Genomic DNA, 23,208 nt, shown 5'->3' with positions numbered 1-23,208 from the left:
CCAGCTAGAAGTTGCACGGATCTGCGGGTGCGAACGGCCCAGACCCGCAGATCGGTACCAGTTGCGGATGCCCCCCCCCACGTGAGCGCGCTTTGGGTGCGCCTCGTGTGGAGCGGGGCGAAATGGGTACCGATGTGCTGCTCGAACCCCGCCCGAGGCGGCACGTCGGTACCCCTTTCCGCCGAGCCGCCGCGCGTCCGGGCGGGACTTGCACCGATCTGCGGTTCCGACCCCTCCAGAGCGACACTTCCGTGCAACTCCTAGGCGAACCGCCTGCGAGACGACCCCCGAGCGCCCGACCCGGCCACCCCGCTCCCGTCAAGGCTTCCCATCCCCGCCGAAGCGCAACGACCACCGCAGCTGCGGACCGAAGCGCAACGACCACCGCAGCTCCGCACCGAAGCGCAACGACCACCGCAACCGCGGACCGAAGCGCAACGACCCCCGCACGCACCGACCACCCGGCAACCGCCACCGTCGGCACCGACCACCCCAGCGACGCCCACCACACGCCCCGACGCCCCCGCACCCCCCTCGACCGCCCCCACCCGCCCCCGCGGCTAGGCTGGACCCATGGTCAGGATCCACCCCAGCATCCTGTCGGCCGACTTCGTGAACCTCGAGCGCGACCTCGAGAAGATCGCGACGGCCGACGGCGTGCACGTCGACATCATGGATGCGCACTTCGTCCCGAACCTCACGTTCGGGCTGCCGATGGTGCAGCGCATCGCCGAGGTGACGCGGCTGCCGCTCGACGTGCACCTGATGATCGACGACCCCGACACGTGGGCCCACCAGTACGCGATCGACGGCGTCGACTCCGTCACGTTCCACGCGGAGGCCACCCGCGACGCCGTCGCGATCGCGCGCGAGCTGCGCGCCCGCGGCACGCGCTCGGCGATCGCCGTGAAGCCCGGCACGCACATCGACCGGGTCCTCGAGCACCTGCCCGAGTTCGACATGGTGCTCGTCATGACCGTCGAGCCCGGCTTCGGAGGCCAGGCCTTCATGGCCGACATGATGCCCAAGCTGCGGCAGCTCCGCGACCGCGCCGACGAGCTCGGCATCGAGCTCGCGCTGCAGGTCGACGGCGGCATCACCGACGACACGCTGCCCATCGCGGCGGCCGCGGGCGCCGACGTCTTCGTCGCAGGCTCGGCCGTCTACGGGCACGCCGATCCGGCCGCGCGCATCGACGCGCTGCGGGAGGCGGGCATGCTCCAGCCCGGTAGCCTGGAGCGGTGAAGACCTTCGACGAGCTGTACGGGGAGCTCGAGCGCACCCTCGCCGAGCGCCGTGAGGGATCCGGCACCGTCGCGGCCGTCGACGCCGGCGTGCACGAGATCGGCAAGAAGATCGTCGAGGAGGCCGCCGAGGTCTGGATGGCGGCGGAGCACGAGACCGACGAGGACGCGGCGCTCGAGATCTCGCAGCTGCTGTACCACCTGCAGGTGCTCATGCTGGCGAAGGGCATCACCCTGCAGGACGTCTACCGACATCTCTGACGCGCATCCCCACACCCGTCAGAGACCTGAGGAAGCCATGCTGAAGATCGCCGTGCCCAACAAGGGCTCGCTCGCCGAGACGGCCGCCTGGATGCTCGAGGAGGCCGGCTACCGCGGCCGCCGCGACGCGAAGGAGCTCATCTCCGTCGACGCGCGCAACGAGGTCGAGTTCTTCTACCTCCGCCCGCGCGACATCGCCACCTACGTGGGCTCCGGTGCCCTCGACGTCGGCATCACCGGCCGCGACCTGCTGCTCGACTCGGGCTCGCCCGCGACCGAGGTGCAGGGGCTCGGCTTCGCGCGCTCGACGTTCCGCTTCGCCGGTCAGGCCGGCCGCTTCGGGTCGGTGCAGGACCTCGCCGGCGCCCGCGTCGCTTCGTCGTACACCGTGCTCGTCGAGCAGCACCTCGCGTCGCTCGGCGTCGAGGCGACGCTCGTGCGCCTCGACGGCGCCGTCGAGTCCGCGGTGCGGCTCGGTGTCGCGGATGCCGTCGCCGATGTCGTCGAGACCGGCGCCACGCTGCGCGCCCAGGGCCTCGAGGTCTTCGGCGACCCGATCCTGTCGAGCGAGGCGGTGCTCATCACGAGCGGCCGAGACGCGCCGGGTCTCGGGACGCTCAAGCGCAGGCTCGACGGCGTGATCGTCGCCCGCGACTTCGTGCTCGTCGACTACGACATCGAGCGCTCGCGCCTCGACGCCGCGATCGGCGTCGCCTCCGGCTTCGAGAGCGCGACCGTGAGCCCCCTCCACGACCCCGAGTGGGCGGCCGTCCGCGTGATGGTGCGCCGCGCCGAGACGAACGCCATCATGGATGCGCTCGCCGACGTGGGCGCGCGCGCGATCATCGTCACGCGCATCCACGCCGCGCGCATCTGATGCCGGCGCAGCTGATGACCGCCACGTCGACGCTCGCCACCCGGGTCATCCCATGCCTCGACGTGGCGCACGGCCGCGTCGTCAAGGGCGTGCAGTTCCAGGGCCTCACCGACCAGGGCGACCCGGTCGAGCTCGCCGCGCGCTACGCCGCGCAGGGAGCCGACGAGCTGACGTTCCTCGACGTGAAGGCGACGGTCGACGACGCCGGCACCATGCTCGACGTCGTCGAGCGCACCGCCGAGCAGATCTTCATCCCGCTGACCGTCGGCGGCGGCGTGCGCAGCCGCGACGACGTCGCGCGCCTGCTCGCGCATGGCGCCGACAAGGTGGGCGTCAACTCGGCCGCCATCCGCGACCCGGAGCTCATCGACCGGATCGTCGCCGACTTCGGCTCGCAGGTGCTCGTCCTGTCGCTCGACGTGCGTCGGTCGCCGACGCAGCCCTCCGGCTTCGAGGTGACGACGCACGGCGGCAGCCGCGGTGCGGGCCTCGACGCGCTCGCGTGGGCGAGCGAGGGCGTCGCGCGCGGCGTCGGGGAGCTGCTCGTCAACTCCATCGACGCCGACGGCACGAAGGAGGGCTTCGACCTCGAGCTGCTCGCCGCGGTGCGCGCCGTCGCGACCACACCGGTGATCGCCTCCGGCGGCGCCGGCGGCCCCGCGCACTTCGCCCCGGCCGTCGCCGCCGGGGCCGACGCGGTGCTCGCCGCGAGCATCTTCCACAGCGGTCAGTGCACGATCGGCGAGGTCAAGGCCGCGATGCGCGAGGCAGGGGTGACGGTCCGATGAGCGACACGATCGCGGACGGCCAGCTGCCGTCCCTCAAGCTCGACGCCGACGGCCTCGTCGCCGCCGTCATCCAGGACGACGCGACCGGCGACGTGCTCATGGTCGGCTACATGGACGAGGAGGCGCTGCGGCGCACCGCGACCGAGGGCCGCGTCACGTTCTGGTCGCGCTCGCGCCAGGAGTACTGGCGCAAGGGCGACACCTCCGGCAACATCCAGGTGCCGCGCTCGATCGCGCTCGACTGCGACGGCGACGCGCTGCTCGTCCGCGTCGACCAGACGGGCCCCGCGTGCCACACCGGCGCGCGCTCGTGCTTCTTCACGCCGGTGCCCACGCAGACCGGCCAGGCGACCGCGCCGCCCGACGATGGGGACGACGCGTGACGACCACCGATCGCGCCGCCTTCGACGCGCTGCTGCCGCACCACCGCGTCGTGCCGGTCGTGCGCGAGGTGTTCCTCGACGCCGAGACGCCCGTCGGCGTCTACCGCCGCGTCGCTGCCGGCCGCGCGGGCACGTTCCTGCTCGAGTCGGCCCAGCAGGGCGTCTGGAGCCGGTACTCGTTCGTGGGCGTCGCATCCTTCGGTCAGCTCACCGCCGACCGCGGCGAGGTGCGCTGGCGCTCCGAGACGGTCACGACCGAGCGGCTGCTCGGCGACGACGCCCCGCGCACCGGGCTCGACACCATCGAGCACGTGCTGCGCCGCTGGGCGACGCCGCGCATCGACGGCCTGCCGCGGCTCACGAGCGGCCTCGTCGGCCACATCGGCTGGGAGGCCGTGCGCGAGCTCGAGCGGCTCCCGGACGCGCCGCCGCGCGAGGTCGACGTGCCCGCGATCGCGATGTCGCTCGTGGCCACGCTCGTCGTGCTCGACCACCGCACCGGTGCCGCCCACCTCGTGGCGAACGTGCTGCACGACGGCGTCGACGACGCCGATGCGCTGTGGCACGACGCGCAGTCGCGGCTCGACGCGCTCGAGGCCGAGCTCGCCCGCCCGGAGGCCGGCTCGATCGCCGTGCTCGACCGCGATGCCGCGCCCGAGCCCAGCGCGCGCGTGACCGCCGAGGACTTCCGCGCGATGGTGGGCACCTCGAAGCAGCACATCGTCGACGGCGACGTCTTCCAGGTCGTGCTCTCGGCGCGCTTCGACCTCGAGACCGACGCCGACCCGCTCGAGGTCTACCGCGTGCTGCGCATGCTCAACCCCTCGCCGTACCTCTACCTGCTCTCGCTCGAGGACGCCGCGGGCGCGCCCTACGCCGTCGTCGGCTCGAGCCCCGAGGCGCTCGTGACGGTGCACGACGGCGCGGCCACGATGCATCCGATCGCCGGCAGCCGACCGCGCGGCGCCGACGCGGTCGCCGACCGCGCGCTCTCCGACGAGCTGCTCGCCGATCCCAAGGAGCGCAGCGAGCACGTCATGCTCGTCGACCTCGCCCGCAACGACCTCGCGAAGGTGTGCGTGCCCGGCACGGTGGCCGTGACCGAGCTCATGGCGATCGAGCGCTTCAGCCACATCATGCACATCGTCTCGACCGTCGAGGGCCGGATGCGCGACGACGCGACCGCCGTCGACGCGTTCCGCGCCACCTTCCCGGCGGGCACGCTCTCGGGTGCGCCGAAGCCGCGCGCGCTCGCCATCATCGACGAGCTCGAGCCCGCGCAGCGCGGCGTCTACGGCGGCGTCGTGGGATGGCTCGACCTGGCCGGCGACGCGGATCTCGCGATCGCCATCCGCACCGTGACCATGCGCGACGGCGTCGCGCATGTGCAGTCGGGCGCTGGGCTCGTCGCCGACAGCGACCCGGAGACCGAGCTGCAGGAGGTGCGCAGCAAGGCAGCGGCGCCGCTGCGCGCGGTCGCCGTCGCATCCTCGATGCGCCGAGGCGCATGAGCGCGCGCATCGCGGCGGTGCTGGGCCTGCTGCTCGCCGGCGCGATGGGGCTGCTCGCCGCCACGCAGCCGTGGGGGAGCGCGACGCTGATCGACGGCCGCGTGCTCGCGGTCGCCGGGCAGGACGTCGCCGGCGCGATGACGACGCTGTCGCTCGCGACCGTCGCGCTCGCGCTCGTGCTGCCGATCGCCGGGAAGGTGTGGCGGCTCGTGCTCGGCGCGCTCGCGCTGCTGCTCGGCGCGCTGCTCGCGGTCCACGCCGGCGGCGCGCAGGCCGGCGTCGCGGGCGCGCTCACCACGCTCGTCGCCGACGCGACCGGGCTCGCCGGTACCGCCCAGCAGGCGGAGCTCACGGCGACCGCGACGACGGCGTGGCCGCTCGTCGGCATCGCCGCGGGCATCGTCGCCGCCGCCGTCGGCGTGTGGGTGCTCATCACGGCACGTCGATGGCCCGCGCGCGCCCGCCGGGCGGCCCGCTACGAGCGGAGCGGCTCCGGCCTCGCGTGGGATGTCATGGACGACGGCGACGACCCGACTCGGTAGACTGGGGGAGTGGCGCGCCAGCGCGCCGGAGGATCGACCCGAGGAGCATCGTGAGCGCACGCACCGGCATCACCGAGCAGCACGCATCTGAGCTGAGCATGACCGAGCAGGACGAGTCGTTCGGCGACCCGGGCCACGGCCACTCGCGCGCAGCCTGGGCCAGCGTGCTCGTGATGATCGCCGCGTTCACGCTCGGCACGCTCTTCTTCTTCCTCGACATGCCTCTGCTCGTCTGGGCGAGCGCCGGGCTGCTCGTCGTCGGCATCATCCTCTGGCCGATCCTGAACCGCGCCGGCTTCGGCCCGCAGGGCCACTAGGCCGTGCTCGACGCGCTCACCGCGGGCGCGCTCGAGGACGCGGCGCGGCGCCGGGCCGCGCTGCCCGCCGACCGCCTGGAGTCGATCGCGCTCCAGACGCCGACGCCCCTCGATGCCGCCGCCATCCTCGGCACGCCCAAGCCCGACTCCGACGGCCCGCACATCATCGCCGAGGTGAAGCGCGCGAGCCCGTCGAAGGGTGCGCTCGCCGACATCCCCGAGCCCGCCTCGCTCGCCGCGCGCTACCAGGCGGGCGGTGCGACCGCCATCAGCGTGCTCACCGAGGAGCGCCGGTTCCTCGGCTCGCTCGACGACCTGCGCGCGGTGCGCGCCGCGGTGTCGGTGCCGGTGCTGCGCAAGGACTTCATCGCCGACGAGTACCAGCTGCTCGAGGCGCGGGCGTTCGGCGCCGACCTCGCCCTGCTCATCGTCGCCTCGCTCGAGCCCGCCCGGCTCGCCGAGCTGCACCGCTTCGCGACGCAGCTGGGCCTGTCGGTGCTCGTCGAGGTCCATGACGAGCACGAGATCGACGCGGCCCTCGAGGCGGGCGCCCGGATCCTCGGCGTCAACACGCGCGACCTCAAGACCTTCACCATGCACCCCGAGCGCTTCGCGGAGCTCCGCGCGCGCATCCCCGACGGCGTCGTCGCCGTCGCGGAGTCGGGTGTGCAGAGCGCGGCGGACGTCGCGCGGTACCGGCGCGACGGCGCCGACGCCGTGCTCGTCGGCGAAGCCCTCGTCACCGACGGCGACCCCGAGTCGCGCGTCGCAGAGTTCGGGAGAGCAGCATGACCGATGCACCGGCAGCCTCGCTGCGCGACCACCACGGCCCCTGGTTCGGCGGGTACGGCGGCGTCTTCATGCCCGAGCCGCTCATGGCCGCGATCGACGAGCTCGCCGCGTGCTACGAGGCGTGCAAGGTCGACCCGGCGTTCCAGGCCGAGTTCGCGCGCCTCTCGCGCGACTACACCGGCCGTCCCTCGATGCTCACGGAGGCGAGCCGCCTCAGCGAGCAGGCGGGTGCCCGCATCCTGCTGAAGCGCGAGGACCTCAACCACACCGGCAGCCACAAGATCAACAACGTGCTCGGCCAGGCGCTCGTCGCGCAGCGGCTGGGCAAGACGCGCCTCATCGCCGAGACCGGTGCCGGCCAGCACGGCGTCGCGACCGCGACCGCGGCGGCGCTCTTCGGCATGGAGTGCGTCGTCTACATGGGCGAGGTCGACACCGAACGCCAGGCGCTCAACGTCGCGCGGATGCGCCTGCTCGGTGCCGAGGTCGTGCCGGTGACGAGCGGCTCCCGCACCCTCAAGGACGCCATCAACGAGGGCCTCCGCGACTGGGTCGCGAACGTCGACTCCACCCACTACCTCATGGGCACCGTGGCGGGCCCGCACCCGTTCCCGGAGATGGTGCGCGACTTCCACCGCGCCATCGGCGAGGAGGCGCGCGAGCAGACCATCGCGATGACCGGCGGCCTGCCGGATGCCGTGCTCGCGTGCGTGGGCGGCGGCTCGAACGCGATGGGCATCTTCCACGCCTTCCTCGACGACGCCGACGTGCAGCTCATCGGCCTCGAGGCGGCCGGCGACGGCGCCGACACCGAGCGCCACGCGCTGTCGATCGAGCGCGGTGAGCCCGGGCTGCTCCACGGCATGCGCACGTACCTGCTGCAGGACGGCGACGGCCAGACGCTCGAGTCGCACTCGATCTCCGCGGGCCTCGACTACCCGGGCGTCGGCCCGGAGCACGCGTGGCTGCACGACATCGGCCGCGCCGAGTACCAGCCGGTGAGCGACGCGGAGGCGATGGAGGCGTTCCTCGCGCTCACGCGCGCAGAGGGCATCATCCCCGCCATCGAGTCGGCGCACGCGATCGCGGGCGCGATGCGGCTCGCGCGTGAGCTGCCCGGCTCCACCCTGCTCGTCTCGCTCTCCGGCCGCGGCGACAAGGACGTGGCGACCGCTGGCCGCTGGTTCGACGTGCTCGACGAGGACGCGAGGCAGCAGTGACCGCGCGCATCACCACCGAGGAGGCCATCCGCGCGAGCGGCGGGCGCGCCCTGATCGGCTACCTCCCGGCCGGCTTCCCCGACCTCGCCACGAGCATCGAGGCAGCCGTCGCGATCGCCGAGGCGGGGTGCACCGCGATCGAGCTCGGCGTGCCGTACTCCGACCCCGGCATGGACGGCCCCGTCATCCAGGCCGCGACCCAGTCGACGCTCGAGCGGGGCTTCCGGCTCGAGGAGCTGTTCGAGGCGGTCGCCGCGATCACCGCCCGCACGAGCGCGCCGGTGCTCGTCATGACCTACTGGAACCCGGTGCTGCGCTACGGCGTCGACCGGTTCGCCGAGCAGCTCGCCGCGGCCGGCGGCGCCGGCCTCATCACACCCGACCTCACGCCCGAGAACGCCGCCGACTGGCTCGCGGCCGCCGAGCGCCACGACCTCGACCGGGTCTTCCTCGCCGCGCCGTCGTCGTCGGACGCCCGCATCGACCGGGCGGTCGAGGCCTCGCGCGGCTTCGTGTACACCGTGTCGACCATGGGCACGACCGGTGCCCGCACCGACGTCGACGACGCCGCGCGGGCGCTCGCCGACCGCATCGCCGCACGCGCTGCCGCGGCCGGCACGACGGCGCTGCGCTGCGTCGGCCTCGGCATCTCCACCGCCGACCAGGTGCGCGACGTGCTCACCTACGCCGACGGCGCGATCGTCGGCTCCGCGCTCGTCCGCGCGCTCGGCGCGGGCGGCGTGCCCGCCGTCCGCGAGCTCGCCGCGTCCCTCGCCGCCGGTACACTCGACGGCGGCCCGGCCGACGCCGCGCCGGCCATCGCACCGTCGAGCACCGCCTCGTCCAGCCCACAGAAGGACGCCTCCGCGTGACCACCGTCTTCCAGAGCATCCCGAGCCCGAGCCCCGAGTGGCAGCAGGTGCCGCTCGGCGCGTGGCTCGACGCCATCGGCGTGCTGCCGCTCGTGCAGGGCTCGGTGCTCGGCGCCGTGCTCTTCGGCGTCGTGCTCGGCCTCGTCATCACCGTCGTCGCGCTGCTCGTGCGCGCGCTCAGCAGCGGCCTCTCGAAGCGCGACGCTGCGTGGACGCTCGTCGGCTCGGTCGCGACCGGCGTCATCCTCGCGATGTTCCTGCGCATCGTGGGGCCGACCTGGGGCATCCAGACCTACGCGCTCTGCATCCTCGCGGGCATCGTCGTCGCGACGCTGCTCACCGGCTGGCGCCTGCGCCAGCGCGGCGTCGAGGCCGGCTACGTCGTCGACATCGCCGTCTGGGCCGTGCTGCTCGGCATCATCGCCGCGCGCATCTTCCACGTCGCGACGCACCCGGACGACTACTTCGGCCCGGGCCGCGACCCGATGACCGCGCTGTACATCTGGGAGGGCGGCATCGCGATCTTCGGCGCCCTCATCGGCGGCGCGCTCGGCGTCTGGCTCGGCTGCCGGCAGACCGGCGTGCGCTTCACGACCTTCGCCGACGCGCTCGCCCCCGGCCTGCTGCTCGCTCAGGCGTTCGGCCGGCTCGGCAACTGGTTCAACCACGAGCTGTTCGGCCAGCCGACCGGCCTGCCGTGGGGCCTCGAGATCGAGGCGTCGAACCCGGCGTTCCCGGTCGGCCTGCCCGCCGACACGCTCTTCCACCCCACGTTCGCGTACGAGATCGTCTGGAACGTGCTCGGCGCCGCGGTGCTGCTGTGGCTCGACCGCAAGCGCGACGTGCAGTGGGGCCGACTCGTCGCGCTCTACCTCGTCTGGTACGGCCTGGGCCGCTCGGTGTTCGAGACGATCCGCCTCGACCCGTCCGAGCTGTTCCTCGGCATCCGCACGAACGTGTGGATGGCGTTCCTCGCGATCGCGCTCGGCGTGGTCGTCTGGATCGTGCAGACGCGCCGCCACCCCGGCCTCGAGCCGTCGCCCTGGCAGCCCGGGCGCGAGCCCGGTGCCGAGGAGGGCGTAGACTCAGATGTCTACACCGAGCTCCCGGAGTCCCGCACCCAGGACGACGCCGAGCCCGCCGCTCATCCCGCGGCCGCCACGAGATAGTCACGCGCCTTCCGGCGCGCCGCGGGCCGACGGCGTCCCGCTCCCACAGCGAGAGCAGAGGAGCACGATGCGAGCATCCAGCGAGCGTCCGAACCCCGCCGCCCCCATCCGGGGCGCGGCGATGCCCCCCGCGACCGGCATGTACGACCCGCGCCACGAGCGGGACTCGTGCGGCCTCGCGATGGTGGCCACCACCCGCGGCACCGCGGGCCATGACATCGTCGCGCTCGCGCTCGACGCGCTGCGCAACCTCGAGCACCGCGGCGCGGTCGGCTCCGATGCCGGCACCGGCGACGGCGCCGGCATCCTCACGCAGATGCCCGACGCGTTCCTGCGCGCGGTGGTCGGCTTCGAGCTGCCCGCCGCCGGCGCCTACGCCGCCGGGCTCGCCTTCCTGCCGCTCGACCCCGCCGAGCGCACCGACGCGCGCGCCCGGATCGAGGAGATCGCCGGCCAGGAGCGCCTGCGCGTGCTCGGCTGGCGCGAGGTGCCGATCGCACCCGACGCGCTCGGCAAGCTCGCGCGCGGCGCCATGCCCGCCATCGAGCAGCTCTTCGTCACCGCCGCCGGCTCGCCTGTCGCCGGCATCGAGCTCGACCGGCTCGCCTGGCGGCTCCGCAAGCGCATCGAGCGCGAGGTCGGCGAGTACCTGCCGTCGCTGTCGAGCCGCACCATCACGTACAAGGGCATGGTGACGACGCTCCAGCTCGAGCCGTTCTACCCTGACCTCTCGGACGAGCGCTTCGAGACGAAGCTCGCGATCGTCCACTCGCGCTACTCGACGAACACGTTCCCGTCGTGGCCGCTCGCGCAGCCGATGCGCATGATCGCGCACAACGGCGAGATCAACACCGTCGAGGGCAACCGCAACTGGATGCGCGCGAGGGAGTCGCAGCTCGCGAGCGAGCTGCTCGGCGACCTGCGCCCGCTCAAGCCCATCGTCACGCCCGGCATGAGCGACTCCGCCTCGTTCGACGAGGTGCTCGAGCTGCTGACCCTCGCGGGCCGCTCCCTGCCGCACGCGATCATGATGATGGTGCCGCAGGCGTGGGAGAACCAGCCGGACATGCCGCAGGACCTGCGCGACTTCGCCGAGTACCACTCGCTGCTCATGGAGCCGTGGGACGGCCCCGCCGCGATCAGCTTCACCGACGGCAGCATCGTCGGCGCGACGCTCGACCGCAACGGCCTGCGCCCGGGCCGCTGGCTCGAGACCTCCGACGGCCTCGTCGTGCTCGCGAGCGAGACCGGCGTGCTGCCGATCGACCCGAGCCGCGTCGTCCGCCGCGGCCGGCTGCAGCCGGGCAGGCTCTTCCTGGTCGACACGGAGGCCGGCAGGCTCGTGCCCGACGAGGAGGTCAAGCGCGAGCTCGCCGCCATGGAGCCGTGGGGGGAGTGGCTCGAGTCGAGCCGCATCCACCTCGCCGACCTGCCCGACCGCGAGCACGTCGCGCACACCGCCGCGTCGGTCGTGCGCCGCCAGCGCACCTTCGGCTACACCGAGGAGGAGGTGCGGATCCTCATCGCCCCGATGGCGAAGACCGGCGCCGAGCCGCTCGGCGCGATGGGCTCCGACACCCCGATCGCGGCGCTCTCCGACCGGCCGCGCCTGCTGTTCGACTACTTCAAGCAGGCGTTCGCGCAGGTGACGAACCCGCCGCTCGACTCGCTGCGCGAGTCGATCGTCACGAGCATGACGATGGGCATCGGCCCGGTGCGCAACCTGCTCACGGCCACGCCGTCGCACGCGAGCCAGATCATCGTCGACTTCCCGGTGATCGACAACGACCAGCTCGCCAAGATCCGCTCGATCGACCGCACGCCCGGCTCGCGCCGCACCGTCGTCGTCAAGGGGCTCTACCGGGTCGAGGACGGCCCTGAGGCCATGGAGCGCCGCATCGACGCGATGTGCCGCGAGGTCGACGAGGCGATCGCCGAGGGCGCGCAGTTCGTCATCCTCTCCGACCGCGACTCGACCGACCAGCTCGCGCCCATCCCGACGCTCCTCATGACGAGCGCGGTGCACCACCACCTCATCAAGGCATCCACGCGGATGCGCGTCGGCATCGTCGTCGAGGCCGGCGACGTGCGCGAGGTGCACCACGTCGCGCTGCTCATCGGCTACGGCGCGAGCGCCGTGAACCCGTACCTCGCGATGGAGACGGCCGAGCAGCTCGCGCTGTCGGGCCAGCTCGGCGCCGACGTCGACACCGCCGTGCGCAACGTCATCAAGGGGCTCGGCAAGGGCGTCACGAAGATCATGTCCAAGATGGGCATCTCGACCGTCGGCGCCTACGGCGGCGCGCAGGCGTTCGAGGCGATCGGGCTCTCGCGCGACGTCGTCGACCGCTACTTCACGGGCACGCACTCGCCGCTCGGCGGCGTGGGGCTCGACGTGATCGCCGAGGAGAACCGCCTCCGCCACCGCTCCGCCTACCCGGACGAGCGGGCGCCGATCGCCCACGAGCGGCTCACGACCGGCGGCGAGTACCAGTGGCGCCGCGACGGCGCCCCGCACCTGTTCAACCCCGAGACCGTCTTCAAGCTGCAGCACTCGACGCGCACCGGTCGCTACGACGTGTTCCGCGAGTACACCCGCATGGTCGACGACCAGGCGGAGGAGCTCAAGACGCTCCGCGGCCTGCTGCGGCTGCGCGAGAGCGCGACGCCCGTGCCGCTCGACGAGGTCGAGTCGGTCGCGTCCATCGTCAAGCGCTTCTCGACCGGTGCGATGAGCTACGGCTCGATCTCGCAGGAGGCGCACGAGACGCTCGCGATCGCCATGAACCGGCTGGGCGCGAAGTCGAACACCGGCGAGGGGGGCGAGGACGTCGACCGGCTGCTCGACCCCGAGCGCCGCAGCGCGATCAAGCAGGTCGCCTCCGGCCGCTTCGGCGTGACGAGCATGTACCTGACGCACGCCGACGACATCCAGATCAAGATGGCGCAGGGCGCGAAGCCCGGCGAGGGCGGCCAGCTGCCGCCGCAGAAGGTGTACCCGTGGGTCGCGCGCACGCGGCACGCGACCGCCGGCGTCGGCCTCATCTCGCCGCCCCCGCACCACGACATCTACTCGATCGAGGACCTCAAGCAGCTGATCTTCGACCTCAAGCGGTCGAACCCGGCCGCGCGCGTGCACGTGAAGCTCGTCTCGCAGTCCGGCATCGGCGCGGTCGCCGCGGGCGTCGCGAAGGCGAAGGCCGACGTCGTGCTCGTCTCCGGCCACGACGGCGGCACCGGCGCGAGCCCGCTGAACTCGCTCAAGCACGCGGGCACGCCGTGGGAGATCGGGCTCGCCGAGACGCAGCACACGCTCATGGTCAACGGCCTGCGCGAGCGCGTGAGCGTGCAGGTCGACGGCCAGCTGAAGACCGGCCGCGACGTCATCGTCGGCGCGCTGCTCGGCGCGGAGGAGTTCGGCTTCGCCACGGCGCCGCTCGTCGTCTCCGGCTGCATCATGATGCGCGTCTGCCACCTCGACACCTGCCCGGTGGGCGTCGCGACGCAGAACCCCGTGCTGCGGCAGCGCTTCACCGGCAAGCCGGAGTTCGTCGTCCAGTTCTTCGAGTTCATCGCCCAGGAGGTGCGCGAGCTGCTCGCGTCGCTGGGCCTGCGCAGCCTCGACGAGGCGATCGGCCGCGGCGACCTGCTCGAGGTCGACCACGCCGTCGCGCACTGGAAGGCCGACGGGCTCGACCTCGCGCCGGTGCTCGCGCAGCCGCAGGGCGCGCTGGGCGCGCCGCGCCGCACGACCGAGCAGGACCACGAGCTCGAGCAGCAGCTCGACACGCGACTGCTCGAGCCGCTGCGTCGCGCGCTCGAGGCGGGGGAGCGGCTCGTGCTCGACCTCGAGATCGCCAACACCGACCGCGCGGTCGGCACGATGCTCGGCAACGCGGTGACGCTGCACGCCGGCGCGGAGGGCCTCGAGCCCGGCACCGTCGACCTGACGCTCCGCGGCTCCGCGGGGCAGTCGCTCGGCGCCTTCGTGCCCCGCGGCATCGCGCTGCGCCTGCACGGCGACGCGAACGACTACGTCGGCAAGGGCCTCTCCGGCGGCCTCGTGACGGTGCAGCCCGCGGAGGGCGCGGCGCTCGTCGCCGAGGAGAACGTCATCGCCGGCAACGTCATCGGCTACGGCGCGACGAGCGGCGAGCTCTACCTGCGCGGCATCGTCGGCGAGCGCTTCCTCGTGCGCAACTCCGGCGCGACCGCGGTCTGCGAGGGCGTGGGCGACCACGCGCTCGAGTACATGACCGGCGGCATCGCCGTCATCCTCGGCTCGACCGGGCGCAACATCGGCGCCGGCATGTCGGGCGGCATCGCCTACGTGCTCGACCTGGACGAGCGGCTGCTCAACCAGGACGCGTGGCACCAGGGCGAGCTGCGCGTCGAGCAGCTCGACGAGGAGGACGAGATCGAGCTGCGCGCGATCCTCGCGCGCCACGTCGAGCTGACCGGCTCGACCGTCGCGGAGGCCCTGCTCGAGCACGGCCTGCAGCGCGTCTCGAAGCTCGTGCCGCGCGACTGGGCGATGGTGCGATCCATCCGCCTCGATGCGGAGCGGCAGGGCGTCGACCCCGATTCGGACAACATCTGGCGGCAGATCCTGGAGGTGACCGGTGGCTGATCCTCGTGGATTCCTAAAGGTGACGGAGCGAGAGCTCCCGAAGAAGCGCCCGGTGCCCGTGCGCATCCTCGACTGGCGCGAGATCGGCGAGCCCGGCGACAAGGCCGTGCTCCGACGGCAGGCGGGCCGCTGCATGGACTGCGGCGTGCCCTTCTGCCACCAGGGCTGCCCGCTCGGCAACCTCATCCCGGAGTGGAACGACCTCACCTGGCGGAGCGAGGGCAGGGCGGCGAGCGACCGCCTGCACGCGACGAACAACTTCCCGGAGCTGACCGGCAGGCTCTGCCCGGCGCCGTGCGAGTCGTCGTGCGTGCTCGGCATCAACCAGCCGGCCGTGACGATCAAGTCGATCGAGCAGTCGATCGCCGACGAGGCGTTCGCGAACGGCTGGACCGAGCCGCACCCGCCCGCCCGCCTCACCGGCAAGACGGTCGCCGTGGTCGGGTCCGGGCCCGCCGGGCTCGCCGCCGCGCAGCAGCTCACGCGCGCCGGCCACACGGTCGCCGTCTACGAGCGCGACGACCGCATCGGCGGCCTGCTGCGCTACGGCATCCCCGACTTCAAGCTCGAGAAGCGGCAGCTCGACGCGCGCCTCGCGCAGATGACCGCCGAGGGCACCCGCTTCCGCGCGGGCGTCGAGATCGGCCGCGACCTCACGTGGGAGCAGCTGCGCGCGCGCTTCGACGCCGTGGTGATCGCGACCGGCGCGCCCGTCGCGCGCGAGCTCGAGATCCCCGGGCGCTCCCTCGACGGCGTGCACCTCGCGATGGACTACCTCGTGCAGCAGAACCGAGCGGTCGCCGGCACGACGCCGGAGCACCAGATCACCGCGGCCGGCAAGCACGTCGTCGTCCTCGGCGGCGGCGACACCGGCGCCGACTGCATCGGCACCGCGCACCGCCAGGGCGCGGTCTCGGTCACCAACCTCGCGATCGGCGTGCAGCCGCCGTCGGAGCGCCCGGAGCACCAGCCGTGGCCCGTGCACCCGGCGATCTTCGAGGTGCAGTCGAGCCACGAGGAGGGCGGCGAGCGCAGCTACCTCGTCTCGACCGTCGAGTTCCTCGCGAACAAGGCCGGCGAGGTGCGGGCGCTGCTCGTCGCCGACACCGAGATCGTCGACGGCGTGCGCCGGGCGAAGCCGGGCACCGAGCGCGAGATCCCCGCGGACCTCGTGCTGCTCGCCCTCGGCTTCACCGGTGCGGACGCCTCGATCGGCGAGGCGCTCGACGTGCCGTTCCAGCGCGGCGTGCCGGAGCGGCGTCCCGACTTCGCGACGGACGCGCCCGGCGTGTTCGTGGCGGGCGACGCCGGTCGCGGCGCCTCGCTCATCGTGTGGGCGATCGCCGAGGGCCGCGCCGCGGCTGCCGCGGTCGACGCGTACCTCGAGGGCTCGACCGAGCTGCCGGCCCCCGTGCGCGCCACGGACCGGCCCTTCGCAGCGGTCTGACGCCACGCCGCTCGGGCCGAGCCGCGCACGTCGGCAGCGGACGCCTCCCTCTGGAAGGATGGGGGCGTCCGCGCCGAACACCCAGGCGGCGCGAAAACGGAAAGAGAACCCGATGAGACGAGCCAAGATCGTCGCGACGTGGGGGCCCGCCCTCGCCGGCTACGAGCACACGAAGGCCGCGATCGCGGCCGGCGTGAACGTCGCGCGCATGAACCTCAGCCATGGAGACCGCAGCGTGCACGAGGAGGTGTACGCGAACATCCGCCGCGCCTCTGACGAGCTGCACATGCCGGTCGGCATCCTGGTCGACCTGCAGGGCCCGAAGATCCGCCTCGGCAAGATCCCCGGAGGTCCGTTCGAGCTGGTCGAGGGCGAGCGCTTCACGATCACCACCGACGAGATCGAGGGCGACGGCCAGCGCGCCGGCACGACCTTCAAGGGCCTGCCCGCCGACGTGAAGCCGGGCGACCCGCTGCTGATCGACGACGGCCGCATCACGCTGCGCGCGCTCGAGGTCACCGAGACCGACGTGATCACCGAGGTGGTCGTCGGCGGCCCGGTGAGCTCGAACAAGGGCATCAACCTGCCCGGCGTCGCCGTCAACGTGCCGGCGCTCAGCGAGAAGGACGAGTCCGACCTGCGGTGGGCGCTCGACCTCGGCGCCGACATCATCGCGCTCTCGTTCGTGCGCGACGCCTCCGACATCGTGCGCGTGCACGAGATCATGGCGGAGGAGGGCAGGAAGCTGCCCGTCGTCGCGAAGATCGAGAAGCCGCAGGCGGTCGACAACCTCGCCGACATCATCGACGCGTTCGACGCGATCATGGTCGCCCGCGGCGACCTCGGCGTCGAGCTGCCGCTCGAGCAGGTGCCGCTCGTGCAGAAGCGCGCGGTCGAGCTCGCCCGCCGCTGGGCGAAGCCCGTCATCGTCGCCACGCAGGTGCTCGAGTCGATGATCGAGAACTCGCGCCCCACCCGCGCCGAGGCGAGCGACTGCGCCAACGCGATCCTCGACGGCGCGGACGCCGTGATGCTCTCGGGCGAGACGAGCGTCGGCAAGCACGCGATCACGACCATCGAGACGATGGCGCGCATCGTCTCCGCGGCGGAGGAGATGGGCCTCGGCCGCATCCCGCCGCTCGGCACGAAGCCGCGCACGCAGGGCGGCGCCGTGACGCTCGCCGCGATGGAGGTCGCGAGCTTCGTCGAGGCGAAGGCGATCGTCGTCTTCACCGAGTCCGGCGACTCCGCGCGCCGCATGTCGCGGCTTCGGCCCGCGATCCCGATGTTCGGCTTCACGCCCGACCCCGAGATCGAGTGCCGGATGCAGATGATCTGGGGCATGAACACCCGCCTGGTCGACCGCGTCACGCACACCGACGAGATGATCGCCCAGGTCGACGACGTGCTCATCGGCGAGGGCCTCGTGGCCGTCGGCGAGAAGGTCGTCGTCATCTCCGGCATGCCCCCCGGCACGTCCGGCTCGACGAACGACCTGCGCATCCACCGGGTCGGCGACGTGCACGCCGAGGCCGTGCCGGCCTACCACGGCCTGCGCCGCATCCAGGTGCCGCACCCGTCGGCGCCGCACCCCGCAGAGGGGTAGCAGGCGGCCCTCGGGCTGCTGCGCGACCGCGCGGCCGAAGGGCTCAAGCCGGCTGACGCTGGCTTGAGCCCTTCGGTGTCTCGTGCCGGTGGTGGGACTCGAACCCACACTCCTCGCGGAAGCGCAGTTTGAGTGCGCCGCGTCTGCCGATTCCGCCACACCGGCCCTGGTCGGGGCGGAGCCCGCCTCGCCCGAAGACTAGGCTAGTGCTCATGACCGACGACCTCTTCGCCGAGCCCGAGCTCGGGTCCGCACCTGCTGAGACGCCCTCCACCTCGCGCACCGTGCTCGTCGCCGAGGACGAGTCGCTCATCCGCCTCGACATCGTCGAGACGCTCCAGGCCGCAGGCTTCGACGTGATCGGCGAGGCGGGCGACGGCGAGCGCGCGGTCGAGCTCGCGAAGGAGCTGAAGCCCGACCTCATCGTCATGGACGTGAAGATGCCCAAGATGGACGGCATCACCGCGGCCGAGCGCATCAGCGCCGAGAAGATCGCGCCCGTCGTGCTGCTGACCGCCTTCAGCCAGAAGGAGCTCGTCGAGCGCGCCGGCGAGGCTGGGGCGCTCGCCTACGTCGTGAAGCCGTTCACGCAGAACGACCTGCTGCCGGCGATCGAGATCGCGCTGGCCCGCTGGGACCAGATCCGCACGCTCGAGAGCGAGGTCGCCGACCTCGCCGACCGCTTCGAGACGCGCAAGCTCGTCGACCGCGCGAAGGGCCTGCTGAACCAGCGCATGGGCCTCGCCGAGCCGGAGGCGTTCCGCTGGATCCAGAAGGCCTCGATGGACCGCCGCCTCACGATGGCCGAGGTCGCCCAGGCTGTCATCGAGCAGCTCGGCGCCCCCAAGAAGTAGCCCGCCGCGGCCCTCCGCGCCCGCGAGTGGTCGCGCCCGCGCGTGAGTGGTCATTCCCGCGCGTGAGTGGTCATTCCCGCGCGTGAGTGGTCATTCCCGCGCGTGAGTGGTCATGCCCGCGCGTGGGTGGTCATCCCCGCGCGTGAGTGGTCATCCCCGCGCATGAGTGGTCACGCCTCCCGTGAGCGGTCAGCCCCGCCTGCGAGTGGTGACGCTCGCCGGTGAGGGTCGTCACCGTGCGCGAGCGGCTTGCGATCGCCCGAGCGGTCATCAGCGGGCTGCGTGGGCATCCGCTGAGCACCGCGTCTCTCCACAGCCGGGACGGCAGTGGCCCGCCGGGCTGCAGCGCTGCAGGCATCATCCTCCGCATGGAGAGTCCGCACGGCTTCACGATCCGGCAAGGCCTGGAGCGGGGATACACCGCAGCAGAGCTGCGCTCGATGGCGTTCACGAGACCGGCCCGCGGCGCCCGCATCACCGCGGCCGTCGGCGACGAGGCGCGAGCGCTGCTCGAGGCAGTTCGCGTGCTCGCGCGGCAGGACAGCTTCTTCTGCCACACGACCGCTGCACGCATCCATGGCATGCCGCTGCCGTCGCGGTTCGAGAGGGAGGCCAGAGTCCACCTCGCGTCTCCGACTGGCGGCTCCCGCATGCGACGGCCCGGCGTCGTCGGCCACCGCCTCAAGTCTGCGGTGGAGGAGGTCGACGGGCTGCGGGTGGAAGCGAGAGCCGACACGTTCGTGCACCTGGCCACCATGCTGAGCCTCGAGGAGCTGGTCGCGGTCGGGGACTGGCTGGTGTCGACGAAGCGGCGTGATCCGCTCACGGTCCAAGACTTGACGGATGCGCTGCGGCGCTACGAGGGAGCCCGTGGGCTCCACCTGGCTCGGCGAGCGCTGGCGCTCGTCTGCGTCGGGGCGGAATCGCCGCGGGAATCCCTGCTGCGCCTCCTGATCATCGGCGCGCTGCCCGCGCCGGTGCTCCAGCATGAGGTGTTCGACGCGACGGGCATGTTCGTCGCGCGACTCGACCTCAGCTGGCCCCGCCTGAAGCTGGCCGTGGAGTACGACGGCGAGCATCACACGGATCCTGCCCAGCAGGAGCGCGACCGCATCCGCCGTCAGAAGCTGCGGGCGTTGGGCTGGCACATCATCGTGGTCACGAAGGACGATCTGCTCGACGGCGGACAGCAGCTCCTGCGGGGGATCGTGGCCGCGTACGAGCGCTACTCCTCCTGGAGCGCTGCTTGAGCGATCTCCCTCAGGCCGCGTACGGACGGGTGAGGTCACGGCCTCTCGCGCTCGGCAGTGACCGCTGTGGCTCCGGAGTGGCCACTCAGGCTCCGGATTGACCGCTCAGGCTCCGGATTGACCGCTCAGGCTCCGGAGTGACCGCTCAGGCTCCGGATTGACCGCTCGCGCTCGGGAGTGACCACTCAGGCTCCGGATTGACCGCTCAGATCCGGGAGTGACCACTCACGTTCGGGAGTGACCGCTCGTGCGGGAAGGAGGGGCTACGCGCTCGGGTGGCGCTTGATGAAGTTCGTGATGCGGAGGGTCGACGCGCGGTTGCCGTCGTCGTCGGTGCAGACGATCTCGTGCACGGTCATCGAGCGCCCGAGGTGGACCGCCTTGCACTCCGCGTTGACCCAGCCGCTCGTGATCGAGCGCGTGTGGGTCGCGTTGATGTCGACGCCCACGGCGTAGCCGCCCTCGCCGGCGTGGATGTTCGCGCTGATCGAGCCGAGGCTCTCGGCGATGACGCAGTACGCGCCGCCGTGCACGAAGCCGGCCGGCTGCCGGTTGCCGTCGACCGGCATCCGCGCGATCGAGTGCTCGGCCGAGAGCTTCACGAACTCGATGCCCATCCGCGCCGAGAGCTCGCCGCCGGGCACCTCGCCCTGGGCATCGAGCACCGCTTGCGTCTGGGCGTCGAGCTGGGTCACGTGGGCTCCCGGAGGTGGTGTCGGATGCGGCGGCTAGGCTGGCCACCGTGTCGGACACGAAGCCTACCCTCATGGTCATCGATGGCCATTCCCTCGCGTTCCGGGCGTTCTTCGCCCTGCCGCTCGAGAACTTCGTCAACTCGGAGGGGCAGCACACCAACGCCATCCACGGGTTCCTGTCGATGCTCCTCAAGCTGCTGCAGGACCACAAGCCGACGCACCTCGCGGTCGCGTTCGACATCTCGCGCTTCTCGTTCCGCACCCGCGAGTACGCGGAGTACAAGGGCACCCGCGACGAGACGCCGAAGGAGTTCAAGGGCCAGGTGCCGCTGCTCGAGGAGGCGCTGCACGCGATGGGCGTGCGCACCATCTCGAAGGAGGACTACGAGGCCGACGACATCCTCGCGACGCTCTCGGTCGAGGGACGCAAGGCGGGGATGGACGTCTTCGTCGTCTCCGGCGACCGCGACACCATCCAGCTCGTCAACGACGACGTCACGCTGCTCTACCCGTCGGTGCGCGGCGTCTCCGAGCTCAAGCACTACACGCCAGAGACGGTGCGCGAGCGCTATGGCATCGAGCCCGAGCAGTACCCCGAGATCGCCGCGCTCGTCGGCGAGACGAGCGACAACCTCACCGGCATCGACAAGGTCGGCGAGAAGACGGCCGTCAAGTGGATCACGCAGTACGGCACCGTCGAGAACCTGCTCGCCCATGCCGACGAGATCAAGGGCGTGGTTGGCAACAACCTGCGCGAGCAGCGCGAGCGCGCCGAGCGCAACCGCAGGCTCAACAAGCTGCTCACCGACGTCGACCTCGGCGTGACGCCCGACGAGCTCACGCGCGGGCAGGTCGACGAGGCGAAGCTGCGCGAGGTCTTCCAGCGCCTGCAGTTCCGCACGCTGCTCGACCGCGTGCTCAAGCAGGAGGGCAGCGGCGAGGCCGTCGCCGCCCTCGAGCCGGAGGTGCAGGCGCCCGCCGTGCAGAAGCTCGTCGACGAGGAGCTCGACCTGTGGCTCTCGCGCGCGAAGGGCACGGTCGCCGTCTCGATCGCCCACGACGGCGTCGGCGGCATCGCCGGCTTCGGCGTCGCGACCGAGGGCGCGAGCGCGTACGTGCCCTACAAGGCGGGCACCGGCGACTACGACGGATTCGCCACCTGGCTCGCGTCGGACGCACCGAAGGCGCTCCACGACGTCAAGGCGTCGAAGAAGGCGCTCGAGCGCGCCGGCCTCGCGCTCGGCGGCGCAGCCCACGACACGCGCGTCGCCGCGTGGCTGCAGACGCCGACCGCGCCCCCGAAGACCTTCGAGCTCGACTGGCAGACCGAGGCGCTGCTCGGCGCGACGCTGCCGGCGCCCGACCCGAACCAGCTCGTCCCCGAGATCGAGCCCGAGGAGCTCGGCACGGTCGCGTGGCTCACCGGTGAGCTCGCCCGCGCCCAGCGGCCGCGGCTCGACCCCGGCACGCTCGGCGTGCTCGACGACATCGAGCTGCCGCTCATGCCCGCGCTCATCCGCATGGAGCAGCAGGGCGTGCACATGGACCGCGACGTGCTGCAGCGCATCCTCGACCAGATGCGCGAGCAGGCGGCCCGCCACGCCGAGGCCGCGTACGGCGTGATCGGGCGCGAGGTGAACCTCGGCAGCCCCAAGCAGCTGCAGAGCGTGCTCTTCGAGGAGCTCGACATGCCGAAGACGCGCGCGACGAAGACGGGCTACTCGACCGACGCGCAGTCGCTCGCCGACCTGCAGGAGACGAACCCGCATCCGTTCCTCGGGCTGCTGCTGCAGCACCGCGAGACGACGAAGCTCGCGCAGATCATCGAGTCGCTGCTCAAGGCGATCCACGACGACGGGCGCATCCGCACCCGCTACGACCAGACCGGCTCCGCGTCGGGCCGTCTCTCGTCGAACGACCCGAACCTGCAGAACATCCCGGTGCGCACCGAGGTGAGCCGCGAGATCCGCTCCGCGTTCGTGCACGGGCCCGCGTTCGAGACGATGCTGACCGCCGACTACTCGCAGATCGAGATGCGCATCATGGCGCACCTCTCAGGCGACGAGGGCCTCATCGAGGCGTTCCTCTCGGGCGAGGACCTGCACCGCTTCGTCGGCTCGCGCATCTTCGGCGTCGACCCGAGCGAGGTCACGGCGCTCCAGCGCGTGAAGGTCAAGGCGATGAGCTACGGGCTCGCCTACGGGCTGAGCGCGTTCGGCCTCTCGAAGCAGCTGCGCATCACGCAGGCCGAGGCGAAGCAGCTCATGCTCGACTACTTCCAGCGCTTCGGCGGCATCCGTGACTACCTGCGTGGCGTCGTCATGCAGGCGAAGGACGACGGCTACACGACGACCATCTTCGGCCGCCGCCGGCCGTTCCCCGACCTCACGTCGTCGAACCGCGTGCTGCGCGAGAACGCCGAGCGGCAGGCACTCAACTCGCCGATCCAGGGCTCCGCGGCCGACATCATCAAGCGGGCGATGATCGCGATCGACCGCCGCATCCTCGACGAGGGCCTCGGCTCGCGCATGCTCCTGCAGGTGCACGACGAGCTCGTGTTCGAGGTGGCGACAGGGGAGCGCGAGGCCCTCGAGGCGATCGTGCGCGCCGAGATGGGCGGCGCCGCCGACCTGTCGGTGCCGCTCGAGGTGCAGGTCGGCGTCGGCCCGAACTGGGACGCCGCCGCGCACTGAGCCCCTCGCGCACTGGGCCCCGCCGCAAGCGCGCCGCGGCGCTCGGACGCCTCCTGC

19 protein-coding genes and 1 tRNA gene are annotated in these 23,208 nt (G+C 72.4%); 18 read left to right on the top strand and 2 right to left on the bottom strand.

All coding sequences use genetic code 11. The features are described 5' to 3' along the window. The first annotated feature begins 573 nt into the window (after positions 1–573). From rpe to pyk, 15 genes are all read left to right on the top strand, one after another. Complete coding sequence (gene rpe / locus EDD26_RS12250) at positions 574–1,245, top strand: ribulose-phosphate 3-epimerase (RefSeq protein ID WP_123697964.1); 672 nt, start codon at positions 574–576, stop codon at positions 1,243–1,245. Beyond that, positions 1,242–1,505, top strand: a complete 264-nt coding sequence (locus tag EDD26_RS12245) for a phosphoribosyl-ATP diphosphatase (protein ID WP_123697963.1) — start codon at positions 1,242–1,244, stop codon at positions 1,503–1,505. The genes rpe and EDD26_RS12245 overlap by 4 nt, the downstream gene beginning before the upstream one ends. A gap of 37 nt (positions 1,506–1,542) precedes the next feature. Beyond that, positions 1,543–2,382: an ATP phosphoribosyltransferase gene (gene hisG / locus EDD26_RS12240; RefSeq protein ID WP_123697962.1), complete on the top strand. Its 840-nt coding sequence runs from the start codon at positions 1,543–1,545 to the stop codon at positions 2,380–2,382. Positions 2,383–2,396: 14 nt separating this feature from the next. Next, on the top strand, positions 2,397–3,170 hold the full coding sequence (gene hisF / locus EDD26_RS12235; protein ID WP_123698587.1) for an imidazole glycerol phosphate synthase subunit HisF: 774 nt from the start codon (positions 2,397–2,399) through the stop codon (positions 3,168–3,170). Beyond that, positions 3,167–3,553, top strand: a complete 387-nt coding sequence (gene hisI, locus EDD26_RS12230; protein ID WP_123697961.1) for a phosphoribosyl-AMP cyclohydrolase — start codon at positions 3,167–3,169, stop codon at positions 3,551–3,553. Before hisF ends, hisI begins: the two co-directional genes overlap by 4 nt. After that, complete coding sequence (locus EDD26_RS12225) at positions 3,550–5,064, top strand: chorismate-binding protein (RefSeq protein WP_123697960.1); 1,515 nt, start codon at positions 3,550–3,552, stop codon at positions 5,062–5,064. Before hisI ends, EDD26_RS12225 begins: the two co-directional genes overlap by 4 nt. Next, complete coding sequence (locus EDD26_RS12220; protein WP_123697959.1) at positions 5,061–5,606, top strand: Trp biosynthesis-associated membrane protein; 546 nt, start codon at positions 5,061–5,063, stop codon at positions 5,604–5,606. The genes EDD26_RS12225 and EDD26_RS12220 overlap by 4 nt, the downstream gene beginning before the upstream one ends. 98 nt (positions 5,607–5,704) lie before the next feature. Continuing rightward, a complete protein-coding gene (locus tag EDD26_RS12215; protein ID WP_123698586.1) occupies positions 5,705–5,923 on the top strand; it encodes a DUF6704 family protein in 219 nt (72 codons plus the stop codon). Positions 5,924–5,926: 3 nt separating this feature from the next. Then, positions 5,927–6,715, top strand: coding sequence for an indole-3-glycerol phosphate synthase TrpC (gene trpC / locus EDD26_RS12210; RefSeq protein WP_123697958.1), 789 nt, complete (start codon positions 5,927–5,929; stop codon positions 6,713–6,715). After that, entirely contained in the window at positions 6,712–7,935 is a 1,224-nt protein-coding gene (gene trpB / locus EDD26_RS12205; protein ID WP_123697957.1) for a tryptophan synthase subunit beta, read from the top strand. Before trpC ends, trpB begins: the two co-directional genes overlap by 4 nt. After that, positions 7,932–8,807, top strand: coding sequence for a tryptophan synthase subunit alpha (gene trpA, locus EDD26_RS12200; protein ID WP_123697956.1), 876 nt, complete (start codon positions 7,932–7,934; stop codon positions 8,805–8,807). The genes trpB and trpA overlap by 4 nt, the downstream gene beginning before the upstream one ends. Before the next feature lie 251 nt (positions 8,808–9,058). Continuing rightward, positions 9,059–9,976, top strand: a complete 918-nt coding sequence (gene lgt, locus EDD26_RS12195; RefSeq protein ID WP_123698585.1) for a prolipoprotein diacylglyceryl transferase — start codon at positions 9,059–9,061, stop codon at positions 9,974–9,976. 67 nt (positions 9,977–10,043) lie between these two features. Next, on the top strand, positions 10,044–14,606 hold the full coding sequence (gltB, locus tag EDD26_RS12190) for a glutamate synthase large subunit (RefSeq protein ID WP_425453447.1): 4,563 nt from the start codon (positions 10,044–10,046) through the stop codon (positions 14,604–14,606). After that, positions 14,599–16,053, top strand: coding sequence for a glutamate synthase subunit beta (locus tag EDD26_RS12185; protein ID WP_123697955.1), 1,455 nt, complete (start codon positions 14,599–14,601; stop codon positions 16,051–16,053). The genes gltB and EDD26_RS12185 overlap by 8 nt, the downstream gene beginning before the upstream one ends. Positions 16,054–16,165: 112 nt before the next feature. Then, positions 16,166–17,659 (top strand): pyruvate kinase, encoded by a 1,494-nt coding sequence (pyk, locus tag EDD26_RS12180; RefSeq protein ID WP_123697954.1) that lies wholly within the window; start codon positions 16,166–16,168, stop codon positions 17,657–17,659. Between the two features lie 83 nt (positions 17,660–17,742). Here pyk and EDD26_RS12175 read toward each other — a convergent pair. Continuing rightward, positions 17,743–17,824 (bottom strand) — tRNA-Leu (locus tag EDD26_RS12175). 47 nt (positions 17,825–17,871) lie between these two features. Between EDD26_RS12175 and EDD26_RS12170 the strand changes: the two genes are divergently transcribed. Both EDD26_RS12170 and EDD26_RS12165 read left to right on the top strand, forming a co-directional pair. Beyond that, positions 17,872–18,513: an ANTAR domain-containing response regulator gene (locus EDD26_RS12170; protein ID WP_123697953.1), complete on the top strand. Its 642-nt coding sequence runs from the start codon at positions 17,872–17,874 to the stop codon at positions 18,511–18,513. 221 nt (positions 18,514–18,734) lie between these two features. Then, the gene (locus tag EDD26_RS12165; protein WP_123697952.1) at positions 18,735–19,763 is read left to right on the top strand and encodes a DUF559 domain-containing protein; all 1,029 of its coding nucleotides are present in this window, start codon (positions 18,735–18,737) and stop codon (positions 19,761–19,763) included. 263 nt (positions 19,764–20,026) lie between these two features. Here the strand turns inward: EDD26_RS12165 and EDD26_RS12160 are convergent, their stop codons facing one another. Beyond that, positions 20,027–20,380 (bottom strand): PaaI family thioesterase, encoded by a 354-nt coding sequence (locus tag EDD26_RS12160; protein ID WP_123698583.1) that lies wholly within the window; start codon positions 20,378–20,380, stop codon positions 20,027–20,029. Between the two features lie 149 nt (positions 20,381–20,529). Here EDD26_RS12160 and polA point away from each other — a divergent pair, with 149 nt between their 5' ends. Beyond that, entirely contained in the window at positions 20,530–23,151 is a 2,622-nt protein-coding gene (gene polA / locus EDD26_RS12155) for a DNA polymerase I (RefSeq protein ID WP_123697951.1), read from the top strand. Positions 23,152–23,208 lie beyond the last annotated feature (57 nt).

Origin of the sequence: Agrococcus jenensis (assembly GCF_003752465.1) — a bacterium.
Classification (GTDB): Bacteria; Actinomycetota; Actinomycetes; order Actinomycetales; family Microbacteriaceae; genus Agrococcus; species Agrococcus jenensis.
This window is presented reverse-complemented; position numbering and strand designations above follow the sequence as displayed.

What these genes read in the sequence shown, in the direction of transcription:
- rpe (WP_123697964.1), top strand. Translation starts at nt 574, where the DNA reads ATGGTCAGGATCCACCCCAGCATCCTGTCGGCCGACTTCGTGAACCTC.
- hisG (WP_123697962.1), top strand. Translation starts at nt 1,543, where the DNA reads ATGCTGAAGATCGCCGTGCCCAACAAGGGCTCGCTCGCCGAGACGGCC.
- hisF (WP_123698587.1), top strand. Translation starts at nt 2,397, where the DNA reads ATGACCGCCACGTCGACGCTCGCCACCCGGGTCATCCCATGCCTCGAC.
- hisI (WP_123697961.1), top strand. Translation starts at nt 3,167, where the DNA reads ATGAGCGACACGATCGCGGACGGCCAGCTGCCGTCCCTCAAGCTCGAC.
- EDD26_RS12220 (WP_123697959.1), top strand. Translation starts at nt 5,061, where the DNA reads ATGAGCGCGCGCATCGCGGCGGTGCTGGGCCTGCTGCTCGCCGGCGCG.
- EDD26_RS12215 (WP_123698586.1), top strand. Translation starts at nt 5,705, where the DNA reads ATGACCGAGCAGGACGAGTCGTTCGGCGACCCGGGCCACGGCCACTCG.
- trpB (WP_123697957.1), top strand. Translation starts at nt 6,712, where the DNA reads ATGACCGATGCACCGGCAGCCTCGCTGCGCGACCACCACGGCCCCTGG.
- lgt (WP_123698585.1), top strand. Translation starts at nt 9,059, where the DNA reads ATGTTCCTGCGCATCGTGGGGCCGACCTGGGGCATCCAGACCTACGCG.
- gltB (WP_425453447.1), top strand. Translation starts at nt 10,044, where the DNA reads ATGCGAGCATCCAGCGAGCGTCCGAACCCCGCCGCCCCCATCCGGGGC.
- pyk (WP_123697954.1), top strand. Translation starts at nt 16,166, where the DNA reads ATGAGACGAGCCAAGATCGTCGCGACGTGGGGGCCCGCCCTCGCCGGC.
- EDD26_RS12170 (WP_123697953.1), top strand. Translation starts at nt 17,872, where the DNA reads ATGACCGACGACCTCTTCGCCGAGCCCGAGCTCGGGTCCGCACCTGCT.
- EDD26_RS12160 (WP_123698583.1), bottom strand. Translation starts at nt 20,380, where the DNA reads ATGGGCATCGAGTTCGTGAAGCTCTCGGCCGAGCACTCGATCGCGCGG.
- polA (WP_123697951.1), top strand. Translation starts at nt 20,530, where the DNA reads ATGGTCATCGATGGCCATTCCCTCGCGTTCCGGGCGTTCTTCGCCCTG.